Below are 25843 nucleotides of genomic sequence, written 5' to 3' on the forward strand. Positions count from 1 at the left end.
TACGCTCTTACATAGCATCGTCCGCGACAGTCGAGCGGTAATTTGGCGATGGTGAGTTGGTATTTGATCGAGCGGGCGTGCTTCTCGTTGATCTCGGCGCTGAGCAAATCACCGACGATACGTTGAGGTCCATGCTGACGCTTGACCGCCGTGGTCATGATCTCGTGCCCGGGCAGGGCTTCGCCCGCCCCAGCACAGGCTCCGGCGACCTTCATGCCGTAAAGTTTGAGCTCGCCCATCAGGTCGAACAGTGGAGTGCGTTCCATCAGACGGTTCTCCGCAGTTGTCGTAACGGGCACAATCGGCAATCGGCGCGTGGCGCAGTATCAGCGCGGCCGGCGTGAGGATGTTGGCTGGCGGCGTGGGGTCACGCTGGCGCGCCAAGGCCGCCCTGGCGGATGACGATGCGGTCAGAATAGGCATGCGCCTCGACCGGGCGTCCGACCGCGTTCACGGCAATCGGCAGATGGTCGACATCCTCAATGCGGTGCTGATCGACGGGCTGCCGGCGGTTGAAGCCGGCTGCGCCGAGGCCATTGAACACGGCGTTCATTCCGCCGACGTCATCCTCAACATCCTCGCCGCAACCGAATGCAAATCAGCACCGAAGTGTGCCCCTCTCGTAGGTCCGACTAAGTAGTTGATTTCTGAGTGACAATTCGTTTGAGCAGGGGTCCCGATCGGCGCCGATCGGCCCCCCTGCCAAATGCGATCTTTCTCAGTTAATTCAACGATTTATACTGAGGAATTGCGGAGTTCCACTTCGGTGCTGGCAATCCGGATGCAGATGGATGAGCTTGGGCTCGAACCCGATTACCGTATCAAGAGCCTGGCTGATCTGCCGAAGCTGGTAAATTCGCTAACTTGACCCCTTCATCGGGCCGTGCGCCGTTCGGTGTCGGGGACTCGGCGAGGCGCCATGATCGCATTGCGCCGCAAGCACGTGCAATGCGTTACGCGAGCCGGCATGCGAAGCACCGCCGCAAGGTCGGTCAGTTGAGCCAAACGGCTGGTAGCGCCGAGATTGTAGTTGCACTGGTCAATTCCCGTATCCCATCCTCGAACCCGACGATCGGTTTCCAGTCAACCAGCGTACGCAGCTTCGACGAATCGGCGATAATAAATCGGATATCCCCCAGGCGGAATTCTCCGGTCGTCACGGGGGAGGTTCTGTCAGGACGCTTGAGTGTGAATAAGCCCCGAGAGTGACCACCGCAAATTGACTCAAATAGCTTAACGTGCCGATCGACGCCGGCGTGCCGATTCACACGTGCCAAGCCGTGCGATGGCGGGCAGCGCTACGACATTTGGAGTCTCCGCGCCGTCCGCCATCAGTCAAGCCCGATCCCATGGCCTTTCCTGCGAGATGGTGGGCGCGTCTGTGGCTCGTTCCACAGCGAATGCCTGCTTTCCCTTTGCGGCCCATAGCTCGCGCGCGTGTTCGCCCTGATCGCTTTGCAGCTTGTCTGCCATCCAGAGCAGCGCGCCGTAAATCGTGGCGCGGTCGTCGCCGGTCAGCTCCACAATCCCGGCCTTGGCGATAAGGCCGCCGAGTTCGATCAGATGCCGCGTGCGCTTGCGGCGCTCGACCTGCCAAGTGCGCATGTCATGTCGCGCCCTTGCGGCCTGATGCCGGTTACGCGCCGCTCGGCTGCGCAGGAGCGCCGTCCGTGTTGCGGTCAGTTGATGGTGCATTTCGCCGCGCCCGGCTCTGAAAGAACGCGGCCCCGCGCTTGGCCCATGCCTCCCTCTTTCCGGCATCTTTTGTTTCCGCCAGCACGATTAGCGCGCCGGCCAGTTCGTCGGCGCTGAGCTCGTCCGCCCCGGTGGCGATGACCAGCTCACCGAGTTGCTGCACCTTGCGGGTTTTCAGTTCTCGCGCCTTGTCCTGAAGCGCTTTCAGTTCAGCATCAAAGTCCCGCGGCTTGCGCATCATGTCCTCCAGCAATGTTGATGGATTGATGATAGTTGAGCCGTGGGCACAAAGCTGTAAGCTCGCCGGGACGGTTTGAGACGGCATAGTCCCGTACGAGAAATTTTCGAGGGAGGGCGCGCTTATACGTCGTTCCGACGTGCGCTTCGCCGCGTCAATGATCCGGTCGCGATGGCGATCTATCATCTTCACGTCAAAGTCATTGGCCGCAAATCCGGCTCCAGCGTGGTGGCGGCGGCCGCCTACCGCTCGGGCTCGCGGTTGCGCGACGAGCGCCTCGATCGCAGCCATGACTTCTCCGCCAAGCGCGGCGTCGTTCATTCGGAGGTGATGCTGCCGGAAAATGCGCCGCAGGCATGGAGCGACCGTGAGCGCCTCTGGAACGATGTCGAGGCCTTCGAGATCCGCAAGGATGCGCAGCTTGCCCGCGAGGTGGAGTTCGCCATTCCGCGCGAGATGACGCAGGCGCAGGGCATCGAACTGGCCCGCGACTTCGCGCAGTCGGAGTTCGTGGGTCGGGGCATGATCGCCGATCTCAATGTGCATTGGGATATCGGCAAGGACGGCATGCCCAAACCTCATGCCCATGTCATGCTGACGATGCGGTCAGTTGACGAGAATGGCTTCGGCCCCAAGGTGCGGGCTTGGAACCGCACGCAGATGGTCGAGCGCTGGCGCGAACGTTGGGCTGAGCTTGCCAACGAACGTCTGGCTGAGCTCGACATCGACGCACACATCGACCATCGCAACTTTGAGGCGCAGGGCATCGGGCTGGAGCCGCAAAGCCAGATCGGCGCCTCCGCGCAGCGCATCGAAGGCGAAGGGGTCGAGGCCGCCGACCGCGCCGAGATGCACCGCGAGATCGCGCGAAACAACGGCGAAAGGATCATCGCCGATCCTTCCATCGCACTGGACGCGATCACGCATCAGCAATCGACCTTCACGCCGCGCGACATGGCGAAGTTCGCGCACCGGCACAGCGACGGGATTGACCAGTTCAACGCCGTGATGGGCGCGATGCGCGGCGCGCCCGATCTGGTCGAACTCGGACAGGACGCTCGCGGCGAGGACCGCTTCACCACCCGCGACATGATCCAAACCGAACAGCGGCTGCACCGCGCGGCCCAACTCATGGCCGAGCGGGAACGCCATGCCGTGGAGGACGCAGATCGCGAAGCTGCCTTGGCTCGCGCCGAACAGCGCGGCCTTGTCCTGTCCGGCGAGCAGGCCGATGCGCTGGCGCATGTCACGGACGGGCGCGATCTTGGGATCGTGGTTGGCCATGCCGGAACTGGCAAGAGCGCGATGCTGGGCGTGGCGCGGGAGGCATGGGAGGCGGCGGGTTACGAGGTCCGGGGCGCGGCGTTGTCCGGCATTGCCGCCGAGAATCTGGAGAGCGGATCGGGCATTGCGTCACGCACCATCGCCAGCATGGAACATGGCTGGGGCCAAGGCCGCGACCTGCTCAGCGCGCGCGATGTGTTGGTGATCGACGAGGCCGGCATGGTCGGCACGCGGCAATTGGAGCGCGTGCTGTCCCATGCTGCCGAGGCCGGCGCCAAGGTCGTGCTGGTCGGCGATCCGCAACAGTTGCAAGCAATAGAAGCCGGCGCGGCGTTTCGGTCGATCCATGAGCGCCACGGCGGCGTCGCGATCGGCGAGGTGCGCCGCCAACGCGAGGATTGGCAGCGCGACGCCACGCGCGACCTGGCGACCGGCAAGACCGGCGCAGCGATCCAAGCCTATGCGAGAGGCGGCATGGTGCATGTGGCGGCTTCCCGCGAGCAGGCGCGCGTCGATCTGATCGACCGCTGGGATCGCGACCGACAGGCATCGCCGGACCACAGCCGCATTATCCTCACCCACACCAATGACGAGGTTCATGCGCTCAACGCCGCCGCGCGGGAACGGATGCGGGCGGCGGGCGATCTGGGCGAGGATGTACGTGTCACGGTCGAACGCGGCGCGCGCAGCTTCGCCAGCGGGGACCGCATCATGTTCCTGCAAAACGAGCGCAGTCTCGGCGTGAAGAACGGCACACTCGGCACCATCGAACGGGTCAGCGCGCTGTCCATGTCGGCGCGCATTGACGATGGCCGTTCCGTTGAATTCGACCTGAAGGATTACAACCGCATCGACCACGGCTATGCCGCGACCATCCACAAGGCGCAGGGCATGACGGTGGACCGGACCCATGTGCTGGCGACGCCGGGCATGGACGCCCATAGCAGCTATGTCGCGCTGTCGCGGCATCGCGACGGCACCGACTTGCATTATGGCCGTGAGGACTTCGCCGGTCAGGACCGGCTGGTTCGCACCCTGTCGCGCGACCGGGCCAAGGACATGGCGTCGGATTACGATCGCGCCGATCCGGTGCAGCGCTACGCCGAGCGGCGCGGCATCACTTTCCGCGAGCGTGTCGCCGAAATCGTCCAGAAAATCGTGCCGGAGAAGCTGCGCGGTATGTTTGACGGCCTGCGCTTTCCTGGAGATGTGCCCGGCCACGATGGTGGACGGAGGCCGGAGCGGGAAACGCCGGAAAGGGAAAGCGCCACGGCGGCGGTCCGGCGAAGGACGGATGCGCCGGAAAGGACCGTGGCAGCGGACACGGACGTGGCACTGCGTCAAGCTCGCACCAAGGCGCTCATCCGCCACGCCCGCGCCGTGAATGCGATCTTCGAGATGCAGCAGCAGGGCGGCAAGGCCAGCTCGGAGCAGGTGAAGGAATTGCAGGAGGCCCGCAAGGAATTCGAGGGGGTACGGCCTTATGGCTCGCACGACGCTGAAGCCGCCTACAAGACGAACCCGGAACTCGTAGAGCTAGCCGCTTCGGGCAATCCCGCCCGCGCGATCCGCGCCCTCCAACTTGAAACCGAGCTGCGCACCGACCCCGCCCGGCGCGCCGACCGCTTCGTAGAGCGTTGGCAGAAGCTCGACCGGACCAGCCAGCGCCAGTATCAGGCGGGCGACATGTCGGGCTACAAATCCACGCGAGCGGCCATGGGCTCCATGGCCAAGAGCTTAGAGCGCGATCCGCAGCTTGAATCCATTCTAGCAGGCCGCAAGCAGCAGCTCGGCATCGCGTTCGAAACAGGCCGCCGGCTCGGCCAGGAATTGGCATTCACCCACGGCATCGATCTCGGCAAAGGCCGGGGCATCGGGCTCTGATTTTGCTGCATGTCGTTGTCCCAAAACCTCGCCAAGCCTTTTGACTGGCACGCTTCGAGTCCGCCGATCAGAAGTATTTGCCGCCGATTGTACACCCCACTACGACGACGCAAAAAATACTCTTGCACGCGCGCGACTGCTTGCTCTGACTGGATCAGGAGCAGTCAGCAGGAAGCGGCGCAACGATGCCAGAACCAGATCGTATCATCCGCCTGAAAACCGTTCTGTCCCGGACCGGCCTGTCCCGGTCCACCATCTACCGCAAGATCACCGAGGGGACATTCCCGGCCCAGATCAGGATCAGCGTCAACGGCGCAGGCTGGCGGGAATCCGACATCAACCGATGGATCGCAGACCCCGTGGCGTGGCGGCCGAAACACGAGTTCGACGATGCCCGGTGAGGTCGGTGGTTGTACCATGTCCTCGCAGGCCCTTCAGACTCCGCAACCAAACCAAATCGCCGCGTTCTATCTGACGCCCTGCTTCTCCGGTTTCATGACTACGCCCGGAACGCCACGACGATGTCACCGCTGCTGAAAGGTCGGGCGCAATAGTCGGCCCAGTCCTCCATCATCCGGTTGCGCAGGTCGAGGAACGTCGTGCGCCGATAGGCCGCGACCACTTCGTCGCTGACCTTGTGCGCGAGCGCAGCTTCGGCGACGGGATCGTCATAGCCGTGCTCTGCAGCCCAATCGCGGAACGACGACCTGAATCCGTGAGGAACGATTCCGCGGTCAAGCTTGGGATCGATCCAGTGCCGCTTCAGCTCATTCATCCTGTCGATCACCGCGGCCATCGAAGCGTCACTCAGCGGCTTGCCCTTGGTGTTGGGGAAGATGTACTCGCTGTCATCCTTCGTGGCTTCCATGCGATCAAGCACGGCGAGCGCTGCCTTGCTCAATGGCACTCTGTGTTCGGCATCGCTCTTCATGAGTGCGGACGGAATGGTCCAGACTGATGTCCGCCGATCGATCTGGTCCCATTTTGCCGCTACTGCGTTGCCCGGCCTGACGGCCGTCAAGATTTGAAACTCAAGAGCCGCCGCAGCGGCACCGTCACGCTCGCGGAGCTTGCGCATGAAGTCGGGCAATTGTCTGTAAGGCAGCGCCGGATGATTGCGGACCTTGCGAACCTTCGAGGTGGCTGGGAGCAGGTTATCGAGATGCCCCTTCCAACGTGCCGGGTTTTCGCCGTTGAACTCGCCCTTCGCCTTGGCGGCGTCGATCACCAACTCGATGCGACTGCGAATACGGGTGGCCGTTTCGGTCTTGCTCGCCCAGATCGGCTCGATGATCCGCAGGACCAGCGTCGTATCAATCGCGCCGATGGGAAGATCACGGATGGTCTTGCAGTAGTCGTTCTTGCTCGGCTTGCCCTTCTGGTCGATGCCGAGCAACGTCATCACCCATTGGTCGGCGTGCTTGGCGTTTTTCCAGCCTGACCGATTGGCTTTGATGAACCGCTTGGCCGCCTCTCCGAACGTGATCGCCTTGGCCGCTTCGATGCGGGCGGCGGCTTCCGCTTGGCGCTTTGCCTGGATGGGGTCGCCGCCATTGCGGCGGACCTTGCGCGCTCCGGTCGCCTTCTCTCGCGCCTCTTCAAGGCCCACGTCACGCAGCGAACCCAAGCCATGCCAATGTGTGCGGCCGTGGAGCTTGTATCGAAACAGCCAGCTTTTTGAGCCGCCCTCGGCGATCTGCAGATAAAGCCCGCCGCCGTCAGCGTGCATTCCTCGCCGAGACAAATGCTCGACCGTTTTGACGGTCAGTTTTCCGAATCCCCGCGCCATAAGCTGGCACCTTAGCTACATACACCTTTACATACACTTAGGCGTGAGATTTGGCGATACAAGGTGGAGCGGAGTGGCACGCCAAACCCGCTGTATATGGCTGATACTACTGCGCTTTATGGCGGAAATTGGATTAAATGGAACGTTCTGAAACAGTGTTTTGGCGGAGAGAGTGGGATTCGAACCCACGGTACGGTTTCCCGCACACACGCTTTCCAAGCGTGCGCCTTAAGCCACTCGGCCATCTCTCCGTGCGCCTTCTCATGACGGGGCGCGGCGATTTTGGCAAGGGATGCCGACCGGGATCGCGCGGTTTTCCATAAGCCTATGGTTTATCGTTAAAATCCGGGCTCTGCGGGCGACCGTCTCGGCTCCCTCCGGGAGGTGCCCGGCGGCCGCCGGGCATCATCGCCGCAATGCACGGCGATTCCCTGCGAGCGTTGCGCAGCGGCCGGGCGGCCTGCGCCACCGCCGGCGCGGCCTGCCGATCGTTTCGGGCGAGACCGAGCGACCGGGGCCGAGCGAAACCGAGCTAATGATAGCGGATGATGTCGTGACCGCCGATCGAGCGCACCGGCCATAGATCCGGGTCAACCACTTCGATCGCCCGGCCGGCCTGTTCGTTGACGGCATGCGAACTCTGCAAGGCGGCGAGGAAGTCCGCGAACCAGTTGTGGATCGAGCCGGTGCGCAGCTTCTCCATCATCGCTTCCCAGCGCATCCGCCGTTCGATCAGCGGCATCGACAGCGCCGTCGCCAGCGCCCGGGCCATGCCTTCGACGTCGTGCGGGTTGACCTGCAGCGCGGTGTCGAGTTCGTCGGCGGCGCCGGCGAATTTCGACAGCACCAGCACGCCGGGATCGCCCGGGTTCTGCGCCGCGACGTATTCCTTGGCGACCAGATTCATGCCGTCCTGCATCGGGGTCACCAGGCCGACCTGCGCGGTGCGATAGAGGCCGGCCAGCACGGTCTGATTGAAGCCCTTGTTGAGATAGCGGATCGGGGTCCAATCGACCTCGCCGTGGCGGCCGTTGACATCGCTGACCAGCCGGGCGAGTTCGCTTTGCAACGTGCCATAGGCTTCGATGGTGCCGCGCGACGGGGTGGCGATCTGCAGCAGCGACACCGCACGCAGCATCGCCGGATGGCTGGTCAGCATCTTGTCGAACGCGGTGACGCGGTTGACCAGGCCTTTGGAGTAGTCCAGCCGGTCGACCCCGATGATCAGCTTCTCGCCGTTCAGGCTCTTGCGCAGCCGCGAGACGTCGGGATGCGACGCCGCCTTGGCGGCCTGCTGGGCGAATTTGTCGACGTCGATGCCGATCGGGAACACGCCGCAGCGCGTGGTGCCGTTGCTCGAGGTGATGGCGCGGCCGGTGACGTCAAGCCCGAGTTCGGTGCCGACATAGCCGATGAAATTGTCGAGATCGTCCTCGGTCTGAAAGCCGAGCAGATCGTAGGCCAGCATGGCTTCGATCAGTTCGCGGTGGTGCGGCACGCCGCTCATGATGGTGGCGGCGGGCCATGGCGTATGCAGAAAAAAACCGATCGGCTCGGTGACGCCGAGGTCGCGCAGTTCGGCGCCGAGCGCCAGGAAGTGATAATCCTGCACCCAGAACGCCGCGTCCGGTTTGCGGAACCGGAGCAGCGCGCGGGCCATGAAGGCGTTCACTTCGCGATAGGATTGGTAATCGTCCTGCGTCACGCGGACCAGATCGAGCCTGGAATGCAGCGCCGGCCACAGCGCCGAATTGGCGAAGCCCTCGTAATAACCGGCGTAATGCGCCGACGGCAGATCGACCATGGCGAGGGCGCCGGTGCCGAGCGCTTCGACCTCGGCGAAGGGATCCTTGTGGGCGCCGTCCCGCACCCGCCCGCTGGAACCGACCCAGATCGCGCCGGATTTTTCAACGACTGGAAGCAGCGCCGCGGCCAGCCCGCCGGTCATCGGCTCGTTGGCCGCAGCGCGCGCTACCCGATTCGAAACGACGATGAGCTTCACAGGGGTCCCCTCCCGGCCTTCCGTAACACAGTAGAGTTCGGAAAGATAAACAGCCGTTCATCAATATCGTTCCGGGAACTTCGCGAGGCATTGCGGCGGGTTCAAGTCTCGATTCCGGCGGGAACCGGAAAGATTGATGCGTCAGGCGCGACAATTCGCTGAATAGTTTCAGCTATGACGCTCCCAACAGGCCGGCGAGCCAGGCCCGCACGTCGCGCGGCTGCTCGAAATGCCCGGCGACGCCGCGGCTGTGGCGGCCGACCGAGAATGCCAGGCCGCCGAGATCGGGCATGATGTTGAACACGGTTTCGTCGGTGACGTCGTCGCCGATGAACACCGGGTGGCGGCCCTTGAAGGGGGCGTGCTGCATCAGTTCCAGCACGCCGGTCGCCTTGGTGAAACCGGCGTGTTTGATCTCGCACACCGATTTGCCGGGCAGCACCTCGATCGGCGCGCTCGGCAGTTCGGCACGGATCAGCGCCACCGCCTCGTAGATCGCCTGCTCGGCATGCGGCGCCAGCCGATAATGCAGCGCCAGCGAGTAACCCTTGTCTTCCAGGAGAATGCCGGGGCTGAGCTTGGCGATCGCGGCGAGCCGGCCTTTGAGATCCTTATCCAACGGCGGCGCCTGCACTGCCACCAGATCGCCGTCCCCGGTCAGCCGCATCTCGGCGCCGTGGCCGCCGACCGCGGGAAACCGCACCGGCGCAAAAATCAGATCGATGTCGTTCAGGGAGCGGCCGCTGACCAGCGCCATCGCGCCGCCGGTGCGCGCTTTCAGCCCGGTGAGCGTCGCTTCGAGCCCCGGCGGAACCCAGACTTCGCGCGGCGTCGGCGCAAGATCGAGCAGCGTGCCGTCGATGTCGAGCAGGATCGCGCAGTCCGACAGCTGCGGCAGCAGCGAATACGGCACCGGATCGAACCGCAGCGCGTCGACATTGTCCTGCGAACGCGCCTGCGCGGCGGGCTCTTGCTGCGCGAGGTCTTTTTGGGCGAGATCTTGCTTCATTCACACTACTCCACGGTGGCCAGCGGGCGCGCCACTGACTCAAGCGATTTTCGTTCGGCGGCGATGCCGTAGCGACGCGCGATCACCGCCGCAGCGATCATCAGGCCCGCGCCGAGAAGATAGCCCGCGAACACGCTGTTGCGCGAGCCGGTATCGACCAGCGCGCCAAACAGCGCCGGACCGGCGACGCCGCCGATCCCAGTTCCGATGGCATAGAACAGCGCGATCGCCAACGCCCTGACTTCGAGCGGAAAGGTTTCGCTGACGGTGAGATAGGCAGCGCTGGCCGCCGGCGAGGCGAAGAAGAAGATCACCATCCAGGCGATGGTCTGGGTTTGGGCGCTGAGCGCGCCGATCGAAAACAGATACCCGGATAAAGCCAGCAGCACGCCGGAGGTTCCATAAGTCAGCGGGATCATCACCCGGCGGCCCAACGTATCGAACAGCCGCCCGAGCAGCAGCGGGCCGAGGAAATTGCCGGCGGCGAACGGCAAAATGTACCAGCCGACCTGATTGGAGGCGATGCCGAAGAAATCGGTCAGCACCAGCGCATAGGTGAAGAAGATCGCGTTGTAGAAGAACGCCTGCGCGGTCATCAGCGACAGCCCGACCAGCGAGCGCTGCCGATACAGCGTGAGCAGCGTATGGGCGACCTCGCGCAGCGGGGTATGGCTGCGCATCCGCAGCCGGATGGTCGGCAGCAGCGTCGTCACCGGCGGCGCCTGCGCGGTGCGCTCGATGTCGGCGATGATCGCGTTGGCGCGCTCGGGCTGGCCGTGGATCATCAGCCAGCGCGGGCTCTCCGGGATCCACAGCCGCATGAACAACACCGCCAGGCCGAGCACCGCTCCGGTGAGATAAGCCAGCCGCCAGCCGTAGTCGGGGCCGATCACCGCCGGATCGAGCAGCACGATCGCCGCCACCGCGCCGAGTGCCGCGCCGACCCAGAAGCTGCCGTTGATCACGAGATCGGTGAAGCCGCGGTAGCGCGCCGGCACCAGCTCCTGGATTGTCGAATTGATCGCGGTGTATTCGCCGCCGATGCCGGCGCCGGTGAGAAAGCGAAACAGCGCGTAGCTGCCGACGCTCCAGGAAAAGGCGGTGGCGGCGGTGGCGGTGAGATACAAGGCCAACGTGATGAAGAACAGTTTCTTGCGGCCGATACGGTCGGTCAGCCAGCCGAAGCCGAGCGCGCCCAGCACCGCGCCGGCGAGATAGGCGCTGTTGGCAAGCCCGACGTCGAAATTGGAAAACTGCAACGATGGGCTCTCTTTCAGCGCGCCGGACAGCGCACCCGCCAACGTGACTTCGAGGCCGTCGAGAATCCAGGTGATGCCGAGCGCCACCACGACGCGGGTGTGAAAGGTGCCCCAGCGCAGCCGGTCGAGCCGCGCCGGAATATCGGTCTCGATGATGCGATCGGCGCCCTCAGCCGGGACCGGCGTGCCGACCGGCTCGGCGCCTGCGACGCTGCTCACTCCGGCCATTCGACCTCACCCCCGAGAGCGCCAGCGATGCGCAGGCCGTCCTGTCGCAGCTGATGGACGGTCAACCGGGCGGGCCGGCATCGGTTCCCCGTACCATAAGGTGAAGCCTTGTGTCCCGGACGCGAGGCCGCGTTCTTCACGCGGCGTCGCGAGCCGGGAGCGCTGCGTTCCGTAACGGCCCCGGATCTGCAGCGCACCACGCCGCAAGCGCGGCGCGCTGCGCTGCGTCCGGGGCACGCTCATCCATTGAGCAGCGTCCGGGCACGCTCATCCGAGGAACGCACTCTATCTGCAGCCGTTGCCCGATAAAACCTGGAGATACGTCATGGCGCGAACAACGGCATCCGGAGCGACCAAGAAGACCGCACGCAAGACCACTGCGAAGAAATCCTCGGCGCGCAAGACGGCGAAGCGCAAGACGGCGACCCCAAAGCGTTGGTCGCAACACGTCACCGAGGAGAGCGATGCGCTGGACTTGAAGCAAGGCGTGTTCACGCTGCACGACCCGAGAAAGATCGCGGCGTCGTTGAAGCGCTCGGCGGAACAGAGTTCGCGGCGCAAGACCGGCGCCTACCGCTCGGCGCTGTCGATGCTGACGTTCTACGTCAACCGCGCCGGCAAGACGCTGCCCAAGACGCAGCGTGAACGGCTGGAGCGCGCCAAGGACGAATTGAAGCGGCAGTTCGGCCGGGAGTAACAGCCACAAGCTGTAGCCCGGGTGAGCGCAGCGACACCCGGGAACGGAGCCAAGCCACGACGAGGCGCTCCCTCGCGATTCCCGGATTTCGCTTCGCTTCATCCAGGCTACAGGCTACAGGCTTCGTCCGGGCGACAGCCTTTCAACACATTCCGAATTGAAGTAGGCCACTCGCCTCGATTGCGGCGGCTCAACGAAGTAGCCCGGGTGAGCGCAGCGATACCCGGGAACAGAGCCAAACCACGACGAGACGCTCCCTCGTGATTCCCGGATTTCGCTTCGCTCCATCCAGGCTACAAACTACAAACTTCGTCCGGGCGACAGCATCTCAACACATTCCGAACTGAAGTAGGCCACCGCCCTCTCCGCGTCATGGCCGGGCTCGTCCCGGCCATCTACGGACACGGATACGGCGCGGCTTGTGGGCGTGGATGGCCGCGACAAGCGCGGCCATGACGTGTTGGAGGCAGTGCCCGATAGGTTCGCCACACCCGTAGCCACGCAACCAGGAGTGAGCCCTCCTGAGCGCCGCGACAGGCAACTACGCCGCGCGGATCGTGGCCATGAAGCGGTCGAGCTCGGCGCGCAGCCGCGCGCTTTCCGCCGACAGGCTCTGCGCCGAATTCAGCACCTGCGCCGAGGCGGCGCCGGTCTCGGCGGCGCCGCGGTTGACCGCGGTGATGTTGCCGGCGACCTGCTGGGTGCCTTGCGCCACGCTGTGCACGCTCGAGGCGATCTCGCGGGTCGCGGTGCCCTGCTCGGTCACCGCGCTGGCGATGGTCGAGGCGATGGTCGAAATCTGTCCGATGGTGTCGCCGATCTGTTTGATCGCCGCCACCGATTCCTGCGTCGCGCTCTGCATTTCGGCGACTTGCGCGGAGATCTCCTCGGTGGCCTTGGCGGTCTGGCTGGCCAGCGACTTCACTTCGGAGGCCACCACGGCGAAGCCGCGTCCGGACTCGCCGGCGCGGGCGGCCTCGATGGTTGCATTCAAGGCCAGCAGATTGGTCTGCTCGGCGATCGCGGTGATCAGTTTCACCACGTCGCCGATCTGCTGCGCGGCGTGGCTCAATTTGCCGATCCGGCTGTCGGTCTCGCGGGCCTGGCTCACCGCGCCGTCGGCGATCCGGCTGGATTCGGTGACCTGGCGGCCGATCTCGCCGACCGAGGCGGACAATTGTTCGGTGGCGGTGGCGACCGACTGCATGTTGGAGGACGCCTCCGACGACGCGCCGGCGACCTCGCCGGACAGGCTCTGCGTGGTTTCCGCGGTGCGGGTCAAGGTGCCGGCCGCGGTCTCCAGTTGCTCGGCGGAGGCCGAGACGTGCGCCACGATGGCGCCGACCGCGGATTCGAATTCGTCGGCGAACCGGATCAGTTCGGCGCGCCGCGCCGCGGCGGCGGCCGTGCTCTGGGCTTCCTGAGCCTCGGCGTCGCGCGCGGCCTTGCTGACCGCCTGGACCTTGAACTCCTCGACCGCGGCGGCCATCTCGCCGATCTCGTCGTTGCGGCCGAGCCCCGGCAGCACCACCTCGAAATCGCCGCCGGCGAGCTTGCGCATCGCCACGCACATCGCCGTCATCGGCCGGGAGATGCCGCGGCCGAGCAGGATCGCCAGCACGCCGCCGAGCAGGAAACCGCCGATGCCGAGCATCGCCACCAGCCGCTCGGTGGAACTGACGCTGGCATCGGACTCCGTTTCCAAGCGCTGCTGATCCGCCAGCAGGTCGGCCTTCATTGCCGCCGAGCTTTGGGTGATCGCGCTCGCCGAGGCCACCATCTTGGCCAGCAGCGCGTCGATCGATTTGGAGTTCTCGATCAGCTTGGCCAGCGCCTGCTTGTAACCGTCGAGCAGCTCGGTGATTTCCTTCAGCTTGTCGATGACGGACTGGTTGTTGGTAGAGATCGCGCGCAGCGAATTCTCGACGAATTTCAGCCGCGCTACCGCGCTATCGGCCACCGTGCGGTCGGAATTGATCACGAAAGTGTTCGCCAGCGTGGTGGCCGCGAGATATTGCCCGGACACCTGCTTGGCGCCGAGTTCGATCGCCGGCAGATCCTCGTCGGCGGCGATGCTGGCCAGATCGTCGAGCTTGTAGCGCAGGCTGGTGCCGCCGCGGGTCAATTGGTTCTGCGTCACGCTCGCGCTATCGGTCTTGACCGCGAGAATGTCGGCGAACACCTTGGTGAAGGTGGCGAACTCGGCCGATAGCCTGGTCACCTTGTCGCGTCGCGCGGCGTCGCTGGTGGCCTTCAGCGAGGCGTCGATGGCGTCCTTCAACGCGACTTCCGCGGCCAGCGCCGCCTTGGCGTCGTCGTCCTTGCCGGTGACCACGTAATACCGCGCCAGCGCCTGGTAGGAGATCAGTTCGCGATCGATGTTGCGGGCGAGATCGGACTCCTGCACGCTGGTGCGATAGCCGACCACCACCGCGGAGACCCGCTCGAAGCCGAGATAGGCGAGGCCCATGCTGATGGCGGTGATGCCGAGCACCACCGCAAAGCCGAGCGTGACCTTGCCGCGAAACCGCAGCGTCGGAAGCATCGCGGACCTCGCGGCACCGCCCAGATGTTGCTCCGTCACGTCGCGCTCCCCGGTTCCCAGCAGTCGTCATCTCCGGAAACGACCGGAGTATCGGCGCAACGTTAGGTGACAATGGCTAAAGGGTCGTAAAGCGCAGGTTGCGCTGCGAAGCGTCGGCGCCCTGTGGGCGAGGAATCGCACCGGCGTCGATTCACCGCGGGCAACGCAATACCGCCCGTTACGCTTTCTGCACTGTCGGCGACGTCCCTGCTCGCCTCCGGGGCCAAGCCCGGAGCAAGCCTTGATGACGCCGCTGCGACGGCGCCGGGGAAAAATCCCAGTTGCAAAGTCGCCGCGCAGTGCTTCTAATCAGACTAATTAAAAAGTAGCGGGAGGTTCGGGTGGCTAACGTCAGATTAACGGTCAATGGCAAGGCGGTGTCCGCCGACGTCGAGGACAGGACGCTCCTCGTCCAATTGTTGCGCGATCACCTGGGGCTGACCGGAACCCATGTCGGCTGCGACACCAGCCAGTGCGGCGCCTGCATCGTCCATATCGACGGCCGCGCGGTGAAATCCTGCACCACGCTGGTCGGCCAGGTCGACGGCGCGACCATCACCACCATCGAAGGCATTTCCAGGGGCGACGAACTGCATCCGATGCAGGCGGCGTTCCGCGACAATCACGGCCTGCAATGCGGCTATTGCACGCCCGGCATGATCATGTCGGCGATCGACATCGTCAACCGCTACGGCGCCGACCTCGACGAGGACACCGTGCGGCACGAACTCGAAGGCAACATCTGCCGCTGCACCGGCTATCACAACATCGTCAAATCGGTGCTCGACGCGGCCTCACGGATGAAGCTGGCGCAGGCGGCGGAATAGTACTTCCGCGCTCCGACTACCGCGAACCAAATAACAGGCTGCGATCCGCGTCGTCAAAGAATTCGCGCGCGCAGACCGACAGGGAGAGATGTCATGGGCGTTGAAGGCATTGGCGCGAGCGTGGTGCGCAAGGAAGACCGCCGTTTCATCACCGGGCGCGGCCGCTATGTCGACGACATCAAGGTGATGGGCATGACCCACGCCTATTTCGTCCGCAGCCCGCACGCCCACGCCAAGGTGATCAGCATCGACGTCGAAGCCGCCAAGGCGATGCCCGGCGTGGTCGACGTGTTGACCGGCCAGCAGATCGTCGACGACAAGGTCGGCAATCTGATCTGCGGCTGGGCGGTGCATTCCAAGGACGGCTCGGCGATGAAGATGGGCGCCTGGCCGGCGATGGCGCCGGAGACCGTGCGCTTCGTCGGCCAAGCGGTCGCGGTGGTGATCGCCGAGAGCCGGAACCTGGCGCGCGACGCCGCCGAAGCCGTGGTGGTGCATTACGAAGAACTGCCGAGCGCCCACCACATCGCGATGGCGATCGCGCCCGGCGCGCCGCAGCTGCATCCCGAGGCGCCCGGCAACATCGTGTACGACTGGTCGATCGGCGAGGAGAAGGCGGTCGACGAGGCGTTTGCCAAGGCCGCCAATGTGGTGACGTTCGAGCTGGTCAATAACCGCCTGGTGCCGAACGCGATGGAGCCGCGCGCCGCACTCGCCGAATACAACGAGGCCGAAGAACACTTCACGCTGCACACCACCTCGCAGAACCCGCATGTCGCGCGCCTAGTGCTGTCGGCGTTCTACAACATCGCGCCGGAACACAAGCTGCGGGTAGTGGCGCCGGACGTCGGCGGCGGCTTCGGTTCCAAGATCTTCATCTATCCGGAAGAGATGGTGGCTTTGTGGGCGTCGAAGAAAGTCCGCCGCCCGGTGAAGTGGACCGGCGACCGCAACGAAGCGTTCCTGACCGACGCCCATGGCCGCGATCATATCTCCAAAGCCGAGATGGCGTTCGACGCCGACAACAAGATCCTCGGGCTCAGGGTGAAGACCCACGCCAATTTCGGCGCCTATATGTCGCTGTTCTCCTCCTCGGTGCCGACCTATCTGTACGCCACGCTGTTGTCCGGCCAGTACAACATCCCGGCGATCTATGCCGAGGTGATCGGCGTCTATACCAACACCACGCCGGTCGACGCCTATCGCGGCGCCGGGCGGCCGGAGGCCTGCTACCTGTTGGAGCGGCTGATGGAGACCGCGGCGCGGCAGCTCAAGGTCGATCCGGCGGAATTGCGCCGCAAGAACTTCATCACCAGCTTCCCGCACCAGACCCCGGTGATCATGGCCTATGACATCGGCGATTTCGGCGCCTCGCTCGACGCCGCCTTGAAGGCGATCGATTATGCCGGCTTCCCGGCGCGCCGCGAGAAGGCAAAGAGCGAAGGCAAGCTGCGCGGGCTCGGCTTCTCCTGCTACATCGAGGCCTGCGGCATCGCGCCGTCAAAGGCGGTGGGCTCGCTCGGCTCCGGCGTCGGTTTGTGGGAATCCGCCGAGGTGCGGGTCAATCCGGTCGGCACCATCGAGATCCTCACCGGCTCGCACAGCCACGGCCAGGGCCACGAGACCACGTTCGCGCAACTGGTCGCCGATCGCCTTGGCATTCCGATCAGCCAGGTCTCGATCGTCCACGGCGACACCGACAAGGTGCAGTTCGGCATGGGCACCTACGGCTCGCGCTCGGCCGCCGTCGGCATGTCGGCAATCTTCAAGGCGATGGAGAAGGTCGAGAAGAAGGCCAAGAAGATCGCCGCGCATCAGCTGGAAGCCTCGGAAGACGACATCGTGATCGAGAACGGCGAGTTTAAGGTCACCGGCACCGACAAGTCGATCGCGCTGCCGATGGTGGCGCTGGCCGCCTACACCGCGCACAACCTGCCCGACGGCATGGAGCCGGGCCTCAAGGAAGGCGCGTTCTACGACCCGACCAACTTCACCTTCCCGGCCGGCAGCTACATCTGTGAAATCGAAGTCGACAAAGGCACCGGCAAGAGCACTATCATCAAGTTCGTCGCGGTCGACGATTTCGGCCGGCTAATCAACCCGATGATCGTCGATGGCCAAGTCCATGGCGGGCTGGCGCAGGGCATCGGCCAGGCGATTCTCGAGCAGGCGATCTATGACGACACCGGGCAGTTGATCACCGCGTCGTTCATGGACTACGCGATGCCGCGCGCCGACGACGTGCCGAGCTTCGACATCTCGCACACCACGACGCTGTGCCCGGGCAATCCGCTCGGCGTCAAGGGCTGCGGCGAGGCCGGCGCGATCGGCGCCTCGGCGGCGGTGATCAACGCCATCACCGACGCGATCGGCAACAACAAACTCGACATGCCGGCGACCCCGGACCGGGTCTGGCACGCGATGCAGGCATCGCTGCAGCAGGCGGCGGAGTAGTGATGACGAGGGCGACGCATCAAGCGAGGCCCATGGTCGCGGTGTCGCTGATGAGCGCCGTGCCCCGGACGCAGCGCAGCACGCCGCTCTTGCGGCGTGCTGCGCTGCAGAGCCGGGGCCGTTACGAAACGCGGCACCTGGAACGGTCCCGGGTCGGCGTCGCAGCGCCAAGAGCGCCGCACTTTGCCCGGGACACCATGCCCCGAAATCAAATTCATCTCTGAGGGAGACCCGCGATGTATTCCACCAATTATCACCGCCCGGCCACGGTCGACGAAGCGGTGGCGCTGTTCGCCAAGGGCAGCGACGCCAAATATCTCGCCGGCGGCCACACCCTGCTTCCGGTGATGAAGCAGCGGCTCGCCGCGCCCAGCGACGTCATCGACATCGCGCGGATTCCGACGCTGATCGGCATCGAGGCCAGCGCCGACACGCTGACCATCAAGGCCGCCACCACCTATTACGACATCCTCAGCAGCGCCGACGTCAAGCGGACGATCCCGGCGGTCGCGCATCTGACCTCGGTGCTGGGCGATCCAGCGGTGCGCTATCGCGGCACCATCGGCGGCTCGGTCGCCACCAACGATCCGACCGCGGACTATCCGGCCGCGGTGCTGGCGCTGAACGCTACGGTGAAGACCAACAAGCGCGAGATTCCCGCCGACCAGTTCTTCAAAGGGCTGTTCACCACCGCGCTGGAGAACGACGAGATCATCACCGCGATCGCGTTTCCGATTCCGCAGATCGCCGGCTACGCCAAGATGCGCAACCCAGCGTCGCGCTTCGCGCTGACCGCGGTGTTCGTCGCCAAGCTGAAATCCGGCGAAATCCGCGTCGCCGCCACCGGCGCCTCGCAGGACGGCGTGATGCGGGTGCCGGTGATCGAACAGGCGCTCAGCAACGACTGGTCGGCCGCGGCGCTCGACGGCATCACCATCTCCGAAGAAGGGCTGATGGCCGACATCCACGGCACCTCGGACTATCGCGCCAATCTGATCAAGGTGATGGCGCAGCGCGCGGTGACCGCGGCGGGGTGAAGCACGACTGCGATTCAACAAATAAGCCGTCATTCCGGGGCACGAGCAGCTTTAGCTGCGAGTGAGCCCGGAATCCATAACCACCGCAGGGATTATGGATTCCGGACTTGCTCGTTCTTACGAACTCGCAATCCGGAATGACGGCCTCTTGGGTATCGAACGCGTCGACAACTCACCCCTCCGCAATCACCGCCACCACGTCTCCGGCGCGCAGCGTCTGCCCCGGCTTGATGCGGATCGACGCCAAGCGTCCGGCGACCGGCGCCGGCACGCTGATCTCCATCTTCATCGATTCGATGATCGCCAGCGTGTCGCCGGCCGCGACCATGGCGCCTTCGTCGACCAGAATCTTCCAGACGTTGCCCGGCACTTCGGAAAACACCCCGGTCGCACCGTCGGGGATGTCGTCGGGCGCGGCTTCTGCACCGGCCGACTCATCATCCTGAACCGCGTCGAGCCGCAATTGTTTCCAGCGCTGCCGCTCGGCCTCGAACGCCGCCTGCTGGCGCTGCTTGAACGCCGCGATGCTATCCTGATCCCGCGCCAGCCCCTTGGCGTAGTCCGCATAGGAAAACACCGTTTCCTCGATGCGCAGGGGATATTGGCCGTGCGGAAACGCCTCGCGGGCCTCCAGCAATTCGGAGGCGCTGACCGGGAAGAATCTGATCTGGTCGAAGAACCGCAACAGCCACGGATGGCCGGGGGTGAATTCCGGCGTCGAGCGCCAGGAATTCCACATCTGGATGGTGCGGCCGAACAGTTGATAACCGCCCGGCCCTTCCATGCCGTAGATGCACATATAGGCGCCGCCGATGCCGACGGCGTTTTCCGGCGTCCAGGTCCGCGCTGGATTGTACTTCGTGGTCACCAGCCGATGCCGCGGATCGACCGGGGTCGCCACCGGCGCGCCGAGATAGACGTCGCCGAGGCCAAGCACCAAATAGCTGGCGTCGAACACGATGCGCTGCACCGCGGCCTCATCGTCGAGCCCGTTGATGCGCCGGATGAAATCGATGTTCGACGGGCACCACGGCGCATCAGGCCGCACCAGTTCCTGATATTTGTGCATCGCCTTGACCGCCTGCGGGTCGTTCCACGACAGCGGCAGATGCACGACGCGGCTCGGCACGCGCATGGCATCGACCGCCGGCAGTTCGCCTTCGATGGCGGCCAGCGCGTCGAGCAGTTTGCGGCGCGATAGCGTGGCGCCGTCGTAATGGATCTGCAACGAGCGGATACCTGGGGTGAGATCGATCAGCCCGGGCAATTTCGCCGCGGCCACCGCGTCGGCCAACAGCTGCACCCGCAACCGCAGCGCGATGTCCAATTCCATCGGGCCGTATTCGACCAATAGATTGTCGTCGCCGGCGCGGCGATAGACCACTGGCATGGCGCCGTCGTCGCGCCCCGCCACGATCGCCGAGCCAAGCTCGCGCGGCCCGGCGAGCACCGTCGGGCCGGCGACCGGGTCGTCATCGCGCGGCAGCGGCACGAAGCGAACCTTGTCGCCAGGCTTGAGCTGGCCGATCTTCCACAATTCGTCACGCGCCACCACCGCAGGGCAGACGAAGCCGCCGAGGCTCGGGCCATCGGGACCGAGAATGATCGGCATGTCGCCGGTGAAATCCAGCGAGCCGACCGCATAGGCGTTGTCGTGAATATTCGAGGGATGCAGGCCCGCCTCGCCGCCGTCGGCGCGCGCCCATTGCGGCTTCGGCCCGATCAGCCGGACGCCGGTGCGCGCGGAATTGAAATGCACCTCGTAGTCGGTGGAAAACAACGTCGCGATATCGTCGTCGCGGAAGAAATCCGGCGCGCCGTGCGGGCCGTAGATCACGCCGATCTGCCAGGCGCGGGTGAACGGCGGGATCTCGTCAGGCGTAGCCGCGCGGGGTGCGGCGAGAGCGTCGCTCTCCGCAACGATATGCAGCACGTCGCCGGGTTTCAGCGCACCGGTCGAATGGCCGCCGAACGCGCCCAGCATGAACACCGCGCGTGAGCCAAGAATCTGCGGCGCGTCGAAGCCGCCGCGAACCGCGAGGTAACAGCGCTGCCCGGCGCCGTCGATCTTGCCGATTTGCAGCGTCTGCCCCGCTTTCACAGCTACCGGCGCGTGATGCGCGATCGCGACGCCGTCGAGCTTCGCCAGCATGTGGGCGCCCGCCAGCCCGATCACCGCGTCGGTGTTGAAACGCAGCGTCGGCCCGTTGACGGTGAGTTCGAGCGCGGCGGTGACCTCGGGATTGCCGACAATGATATTAGCAAGCCGGAACGAGCGCTCGTCCATCGGCCCCGACGGCGGCACGCCGACGTGCCACAGATGCAGCCGCCCCGGCAATTCCTGCAAGCCGGACTGCGCGCCGGGCGCCAGCACGTCGATGGTGCGGGGTGCGAACGCGAAACTCGCAAGTACATTGGTGGCGACGCGGCCAGAGCGAAACAGCTCGGAGCCGGCGATGGCGCGCAGATAGTCCAGATTGGTCTCGATGCCGGCGACGCGGGATTGCTGCAGCGCGTCGCGTAGTTTATCAATCGCCTGATCGCGGCTGTCGGCATGCACGATCAGCTTGGCCAGCATCGGATCGTAGAACGGCGTCACCTCGACGCCGGTCTCGATCCAACCATCGACCCGCACGCCGTCCGGAAATTCCACATCCGTCAGCCGGCCGGCGCTGGGGCGAAAGCCGGCGTTGGGATTTTCCGCGTAGAGCCGCACCTCGATCGCGGCGCCCTGCGGCGGGCGCGGCGTGTAGTTCGCAAGCGGGCTGTCGCCAGCCGCCTGCCGCACCATCCATTCCACCAGATCGACGCCGAACACCGCTTCGGTCACCGGATGCTCGACCTGCAGCCTTGTGTTCACCTCGAGAAAATAGAAGTCCTCGCGCGCGACGTCGTAGATGAATTCGACGGTGCCGGCGGACTGATAGGCGACGCTCTCGCCCAACGCCACCGCAGCGCGATGCAGCCGCGTACGGAGTTCGTCACTGAGGCCCGGCGCCGGGGTCTCCTCGATCACTTTCTGGTTGCGCCGCTGCAGCGAGCAGTCGCGCTCGCCGAGCGCGATCACTTTGCCCTGACCGTCGCCGAATATCTGCACCTCGATGTGGCGCGCCTCGGCGACGAAACGCTCCAGATAGACTCGGGCGTCGCCGAAGCTCGCCTTTGCGGTGCGCTGCACGGTGGCGAAGCGCTCGCGCAGCGTGTCGGCGTCGTGGCACAGCTGCATGCCGATGCCGCCGCCGCCCGCGGTGCTCTTCAGCATCAGGGGAAAGCCGATGCGCTCGGCCTCGCGCATCGCCTCATCGATCGTCTCCAACAGGCCGGAGCCCGGCAGCAGCGGCACGTTGCTGTGCTGCGCCAATTCGCGCGCCTTGTGTTTCAAGCCAAAGGCATCGAGATGCTCCGGCCGCGGCCCGATGAAGACGATGCCGTGCGAGGCCAGGCGCTCGGCAAAGCCGCGGTTCTCGGAGAGAAAGCCGTAGCCAGGATGCACCGCCTGCGCGCCGGTCTCTCGACACGCTTTGATGATCGCATCGATGTTGAGATAGCTCTCCGCCGCAGGCGAAGCGCCGACCCGCACCGCCTGGTCGGCGTCGAGCACCGCGCGGGTGAAGCGGTCGGCGTCGGAATACACCGCCACCGAAGCGATGCCGATGCGGCGCAACGTTTTGCCGATCCGCGAGGCGATTTCGCCGCGGTTGGCAATCAAGACCTTGTCGAACATGCGCTAGCCCTCTGCCGTCTCGTAAATCACCACTTCGATCGGCGTCGGGAAGAAGCCGTTGCAGGGATTGTTGATCTGCGGGCAGTTGGAGATCAGGCACAGCACGTCGATCTCGGCGACCATCTCGACATAGTCGCCGGGCTTGGAGACGCCATCGACCACGGTGAAATTTCCCGAAGGATCGATCGGCACGTTCATGAAGAAGTTCAGGTTCGGCACGATGTCGCGCTTGGTGAGGCCGTATTTGCCGGCCTCGATCAGAAAATTCTCGCGGCAGGCGTGCAGAAATTTGGTCGCATGGCCGAACCGCACGGTGTTGCTCTCGCAGGAGCAGGCGCCGGCGGAAGTGTCGTGCAGGCCGCAACTATCCGCGGTGACGCGCAGCATCACCCGGCCCTCGCTCGACATCAGTCGCGTGCCGGTCGACACATAGGCCGAGCCCTGCGCGCGCAGCGTGTCCTGACCGCTGTAGCGCTCTTGAAAATCGTCGGCGGCGTAGAACAGCGTATCGACCGCCTGCTGGCCGTGGCTGTCGATGATGCGTAGACGCTGGCCCTTGCGGATGATCGCCGACCACGGCACACGCGCGGCGATCGCGGTCTGCAGCACGATACGGGCGGATGCGGGAATTGAATCGGTCATGACGTTCACCCCGCCACGCTTGAGTTGAGCCAGGTGGCGTTGTTTTCAAACGCGCGCTTGGCTTCGAGGCTGGCGCTGCGGCACAGATCGTCGGCGGCAACAGGCGGCGCCTGGGTGCGGATGAGTTCGACATCGCCGGGCGCGTAAGCAGGTGACGGGTCGAGCGGATGCGGGCAGTTCGACAGCGCAAGCAACAGATCCATCTCAGCGCGCAGATCGACGAAATCGCCGGCGGTGCGACGTTCGCCGTGCCATTCGAAACGGCCGTCGGCATCGACGCTGACCGGCGCGAAGAACGCCACGCAGGGGTGGACGTCGCGGCGCGCGAGGCCAAGCTTGCCGGCGGCGAGCAGGAAATTGTCGCGGCTGTTGCGGAAGCCTTCGCCATAGCGCGCGGCGTTGGTGGCGGCGTTGGAGCAGCCCGCCAGCGTGTCATGCGCGCCGCTGGTGTCTTCAACGATGCTGAGCAGCGCGCGGCCCATGTCGGAGAGGATCACGCGGCCTTTGCGCAACGAAGCCGCCCATTGCACCTTGATGGTGTCGGCGTGGTTCAGCCGCTCGCTGGTATCAGCTGCGTTCCAGGCCAGCAGGCTGACGCAGGACTTACCGGAGCTGTTGACGATGCGCAGCGCCTCGCCGCGGTTGAGCTTGGTGACGAAGTACCAGCCGCCCGGCACGGTCTCGCGATGGATGATCGACGAGGCCGCGATCGGCGCGCCGTCGCGCGGCGTCGGCGGCGGCAGCGCCTTCGGCGCCTGCTGCTGGCCGAGCGCCTTGTGCTGGTCGTAGCGCTGCCGGTTGGCGGCGATTTCGGCCTGTTGCTCCGCGGTGAGGATCATGGATTGCCCTTTCTGAAAGACAATGCGCCGGGCCGTCCCGGCTCATGCTCCTTGTTCGGCCGGGTCGTCCCGGCCGGAGCGAATGGGGGCGTGCGCGCGCGCCTGTGCGGTACGCCGCGGATAGATTTCCAAATCGCGGGAGATGGTGGCGCCGTAGCGCTCGCGCTCCTCCGGGCGATCGCGGTTGCGCTCAAAAGCGATGACCCGGGTGGCGAGCCGAAACGCCTCAGAAAGATCGTGCGTCACCATCACCACGGTGAGTTCGGTCTCGTTCCACAACCGCTTCATCAACACGTGGATATCGGCGCGGATGCCGGGATCGAGCGCGCCGAACGGCTCGTCGAGCAACAGAATCTTCGGGCCGCGCATGATCGCCTGCGCCAGCGCCAGGCGCTGCTGCATGCCGCCGGACAGCGCGGCCGGATATTTGTCCTCATGGCCCTTGAGGCCGACTTCGTTGAGCAGGGCCATCGCCTCGTCGGTGGCGGCGCGCTTCGCCGCGCCGAACAGCCGACCGAGAAATTTCGAATGCTGCAATTCGCGGCCGAGCAGCACATTCTGCAGCACGGTGAGATGCGGAAACACCGAATAGCGTTGAAACACCACGCCGCGATCGGCGTCGGGCTCCGGCTGCAAAGGCACGCCGTCGATCAGGATCTGGCCGCGGGTCGGGCGCTCCTCGCCGAGCAGCATGCGCAGGAAGGTGGTCTTGCCGCAGCCGGAAGGGCCGACCAGCGCCAGGAAGGCGCGCGGCGCCACCTCGAGCGTGATCCGCTCCAGCACGATATGCGCGTCGTATTCCTTCCAGACGTCGTCGAAGCGGATTGCGCTCATTCCGCCCTCACCGACGCGAACCAGGGGAACGCCTTGCGCTGCAGCAGCCGCAGCGCGAAATCCATCAGGAAGGCCAACAGCGTGATCCAGATCACGTAGGGAATGATGATGTCCATCGCGAGATAACGCCGCACCAGGAAGATCCGATAGCCGAGCCCGGAATCGGAAGCGATCGCCTCGGCGGCGATCAGGAACAGCCACGCCGGGCCGAGCTGCAGCCGCAGCGAATCGATCAGCCGTGGCAGGATCTGCGGCAGCACCACGCGCAGCGCGATCTGCCAGCTCGAGGCGCCGAGCGTCTGCGCTTTGATCAATTGTTCGCGCGGCAACTCCAGAACTTTCATCGACAAATCGCGGATCAGGCAAGGCAGCGTGCCGATCACGATCAGCGCGATCTTGGAATTTTCGCCGAGCCCCATCACGATGAAAAGGATCGGCAGCAGCGCCAAGGGCGGCACCATCGACGTCACCGAGACGAACGAACCGAGCATCGCGTTCGCCGCTGGCAACAGCCCGATCACGATGCCGAACAGCAGCGCCGCCGTGGTCGAGATCGCCAACGCCGACAGCAAGCGGCCGAGGCTCGCCAACGTATCCGACAGCATCAGATAACTGCCGGTCCGGGCGTCGAGTTGGAACGCCATCTGTTTCACCGCCTGCGCCATGCTGGACAACGCAGGCAGCAATTTGTCGTTAGGGTTTTCCGCAAGCCGCGCCTCGGAGCCCAGCACATAGCCGATCGCCACCAGCACGAACGGCAGCGCGGCCATGTAGAGGGCCAGTTGCCTGCCGGGTCTGATGTTGATGAGGCGCATCG

At 65.0% G+C, this 25843-nt stretch carries 19 protein-coding genes, 1 tRNA gene and 1 pseudogene; 6 read left to right on the forward strand and 15 right to left on the reverse strand.

What is annotated here, in order from left to right; genetic code table 11:
• Positions 1–32: 32 nt before the first annotated feature.
• The 4 genes and pseudogenes from RPC_RS22630 to RPC_RS22645 all read right to left on the reverse strand — a co-directional run.
• Positions 33–266 (reverse strand): annotated as a pseudogene (locus tag RPC_RS22630) (ATP-binding protein); the annotation flags it as partial.
• Positions 267–367: 101 nt separating this feature from the next.
• Complete coding sequence (locus RPC_RS26950; protein ID WP_041802212.1) at positions 368–553, reverse strand: hypothetical protein; 186 nt, start codon at positions 551–553, stop codon at positions 368–370.
• 782 nt (positions 554–1335) lie between these two features.
• Positions 1336–1605, reverse strand: a complete 270-nt coding sequence (locus RPC_RS22640) for a conjugal transfer protein TraD (protein WP_011474918.1) — start codon at positions 1603–1605, stop codon at positions 1336–1338.
• A 31-nt stretch (positions 1606–1636) separates the two neighbouring features.
• The gene (locus RPC_RS22645; protein WP_041803216.1) at positions 1637–1933 is read right to left on the reverse strand and encodes a conjugal transfer protein TraD; all 297 of its coding nucleotides are present in this window, start codon (positions 1931–1933) and stop codon (positions 1637–1639) included.
• Positions 1934–2104: 171 nt separating this feature from the next.
• On the opposite strand from RPC_RS22645, the gene traA reads away from it, so the two are divergent.
• Together traA and RPC_RS22655 are read left to right on the forward strand one after the other, a co-directional pair.
• A complete protein-coding gene (gene traA, locus RPC_RS22650) occupies positions 2105–5101 on the forward strand; it encodes a Ti-type conjugative transfer relaxase TraA (RefSeq protein ID WP_011474920.1) in 2997 nt (998 codons plus the stop codon).
• Between the two features lie 185 nt (positions 5102–5286).
• Entirely contained in the window at positions 5287–5502 is a 216-nt protein-coding gene (locus RPC_RS22655) for a helix-turn-helix transcriptional regulator (RefSeq protein ID WP_011474921.1), read from the forward strand.
• A 98-nt stretch (positions 5503–5600) separates the two neighbouring features.
• Here the strand turns inward: RPC_RS22655 and RPC_RS22660 are convergent, their stop codons facing one another.
• The 5 genes from RPC_RS22660 to RPC_RS22680 all read right to left on the reverse strand — a co-directional run bounded on the left by RPC_RS22660 (position 5601) and on the right by RPC_RS22680 (position 11388).
• On the reverse strand, positions 5601–6890 hold the full coding sequence (locus RPC_RS22660) for a tyrosine-type recombinase/integrase (RefSeq protein WP_011474922.1): 1290 nt from the start codon (positions 6888–6890) through the stop codon (positions 5601–5603).
• Between the two features lie 161 nt (positions 6891–7051).
• Positions 7052–7141, reverse strand: a tRNA-Ser gene (locus RPC_RS22665).
• Between the two features lie 281 nt (positions 7142–7422).
• Positions 7423–8892 (reverse strand): alpha,alpha-trehalose-phosphate synthase (UDP-forming), encoded by a 1470-nt coding sequence (gene otsA / locus RPC_RS22670; RefSeq protein WP_011474923.1) that lies wholly within the window; start codon positions 8890–8892, stop codon positions 7423–7425.
• Positions 8893–9064: 172 nt separating this feature from the next.
• On the reverse strand, positions 9065–9901 hold the full coding sequence (otsB, locus tag RPC_RS22675) for a trehalose-phosphatase (RefSeq protein WP_011474924.1): 837 nt from the start codon (positions 9899–9901) through the stop codon (positions 9065–9067).
• Positions 9902–9906: 5 nt separating this feature from the next.
• Positions 9907–11388, reverse strand: a complete 1482-nt coding sequence (locus RPC_RS22680) for an MFS transporter (RefSeq protein ID WP_011474925.1) — start codon at positions 11386–11388, stop codon at positions 9907–9909.
• Positions 11389–11713: 325 nt separating this feature from the next.
• Between RPC_RS22680 and RPC_RS25735 the strand changes: the two genes are divergently transcribed.
• On the forward strand, positions 11714–12085 hold the full coding sequence (locus RPC_RS25735) for a DUF3175 domain-containing protein (protein ID WP_011474926.1): 372 nt from the start codon (positions 11714–11716) through the stop codon (positions 12083–12085).
• A gap of 541 nt (positions 12086–12626) precedes the next feature.
• Here RPC_RS25735 and RPC_RS22690 read toward each other — a convergent pair.
• On the reverse strand, positions 12627–14630 hold the full coding sequence (locus tag RPC_RS22690) for a methyl-accepting chemotaxis protein (RefSeq protein WP_011474927.1): 2004 nt from the start codon (positions 14628–14630) through the stop codon (positions 12627–12629).
• 380 nt (positions 14631–15010) lie between these two features.
• Between RPC_RS22690 and RPC_RS22695 the strand changes: the two genes are divergently transcribed.
• From RPC_RS22695 to RPC_RS22710, 3 genes are all read left to right on the forward strand, one after another.
• Entirely contained in the window at positions 15011–15496 is a 486-nt protein-coding gene (locus RPC_RS22695; RefSeq protein WP_011474928.1) for a (2Fe-2S)-binding protein, read from the forward strand.
• 93 nt (positions 15497–15589) lie between these two features.
• Entirely contained in the window at positions 15590–17950 is a 2361-nt protein-coding gene (locus RPC_RS22700) for a xanthine dehydrogenase family protein molybdopterin-binding subunit (protein WP_011474929.1), read from the forward strand.
• Positions 17951–18186: 236 nt separating this feature from the next.
• Positions 18187–18987, forward strand: coding sequence for an FAD binding domain-containing protein (locus tag RPC_RS22710; RefSeq protein ID WP_011474930.1), 801 nt, complete (start codon positions 18187–18189; stop codon positions 18985–18987).
• Between the two features lie 172 nt (positions 18988–19159).
• Here RPC_RS22710 and uca read toward each other — a convergent pair whose 3' ends face one another.
• From uca to RPC_RS22735, 5 genes are read right to left on the reverse strand one after another with little or no spacing between them, the layout of a single operon-like run.
• Complete coding sequence (uca, locus tag RPC_RS22715; protein WP_011474931.1) at positions 19160–22711, reverse strand: urea carboxylase; 3552 nt, start codon at positions 22709–22711, stop codon at positions 19160–19162.
• Between the two features lie 3 nt (positions 22712–22714).
• Positions 22715–23353 carry an urea amidolyase associated protein UAAP2 gene (locus tag RPC_RS22720; RefSeq protein WP_011474932.1) on the reverse strand — a complete coding sequence of 213 codons (639 nt, stop codon included), beginning with the start codon at positions 23351–23353 and terminating at the stop codon, positions 22715–22717.
• Between the two features lie 5 nt (positions 23354–23358).
• The gene (locus RPC_RS22725) at positions 23359–24192 is read right to left on the reverse strand and encodes an urea amidolyase associated protein UAAP1 (RefSeq protein WP_011474933.1); all 834 of its coding nucleotides are present in this window, start codon (positions 24190–24192) and stop codon (positions 23359–23361) included.
• A 42-nt stretch (positions 24193–24234) separates the two neighbouring features.
• The gene (locus RPC_RS22730) at positions 24235–25026 is read right to left on the reverse strand and encodes an ABC transporter ATP-binding protein (protein WP_011474934.1); all 792 of its coding nucleotides are present in this window, start codon (positions 25024–25026) and stop codon (positions 24235–24237) included.
• Positions 25023–25841 (reverse strand): ABC transporter permease, encoded by an 819-nt coding sequence (locus tag RPC_RS22735; protein WP_011474935.1) that lies wholly within the window; start codon positions 25839–25841, stop codon positions 25023–25025. The genes RPC_RS22730 and RPC_RS22735 overlap by 4 nt, the downstream gene beginning before the upstream one ends.
• Positions 25842–25843: the final 2 nt, after the last annotated feature.

This window comes from Rhodopseudomonas palustris BisB18 (assembly GCF_000013745.1).
In the GTDB taxonomy this organism is placed as follows: Bacteria; Pseudomonadota; Alphaproteobacteria; order Rhizobiales; family Xanthobacteraceae; genus Rhodopseudomonas_A; species Rhodopseudomonas_A palustris_F.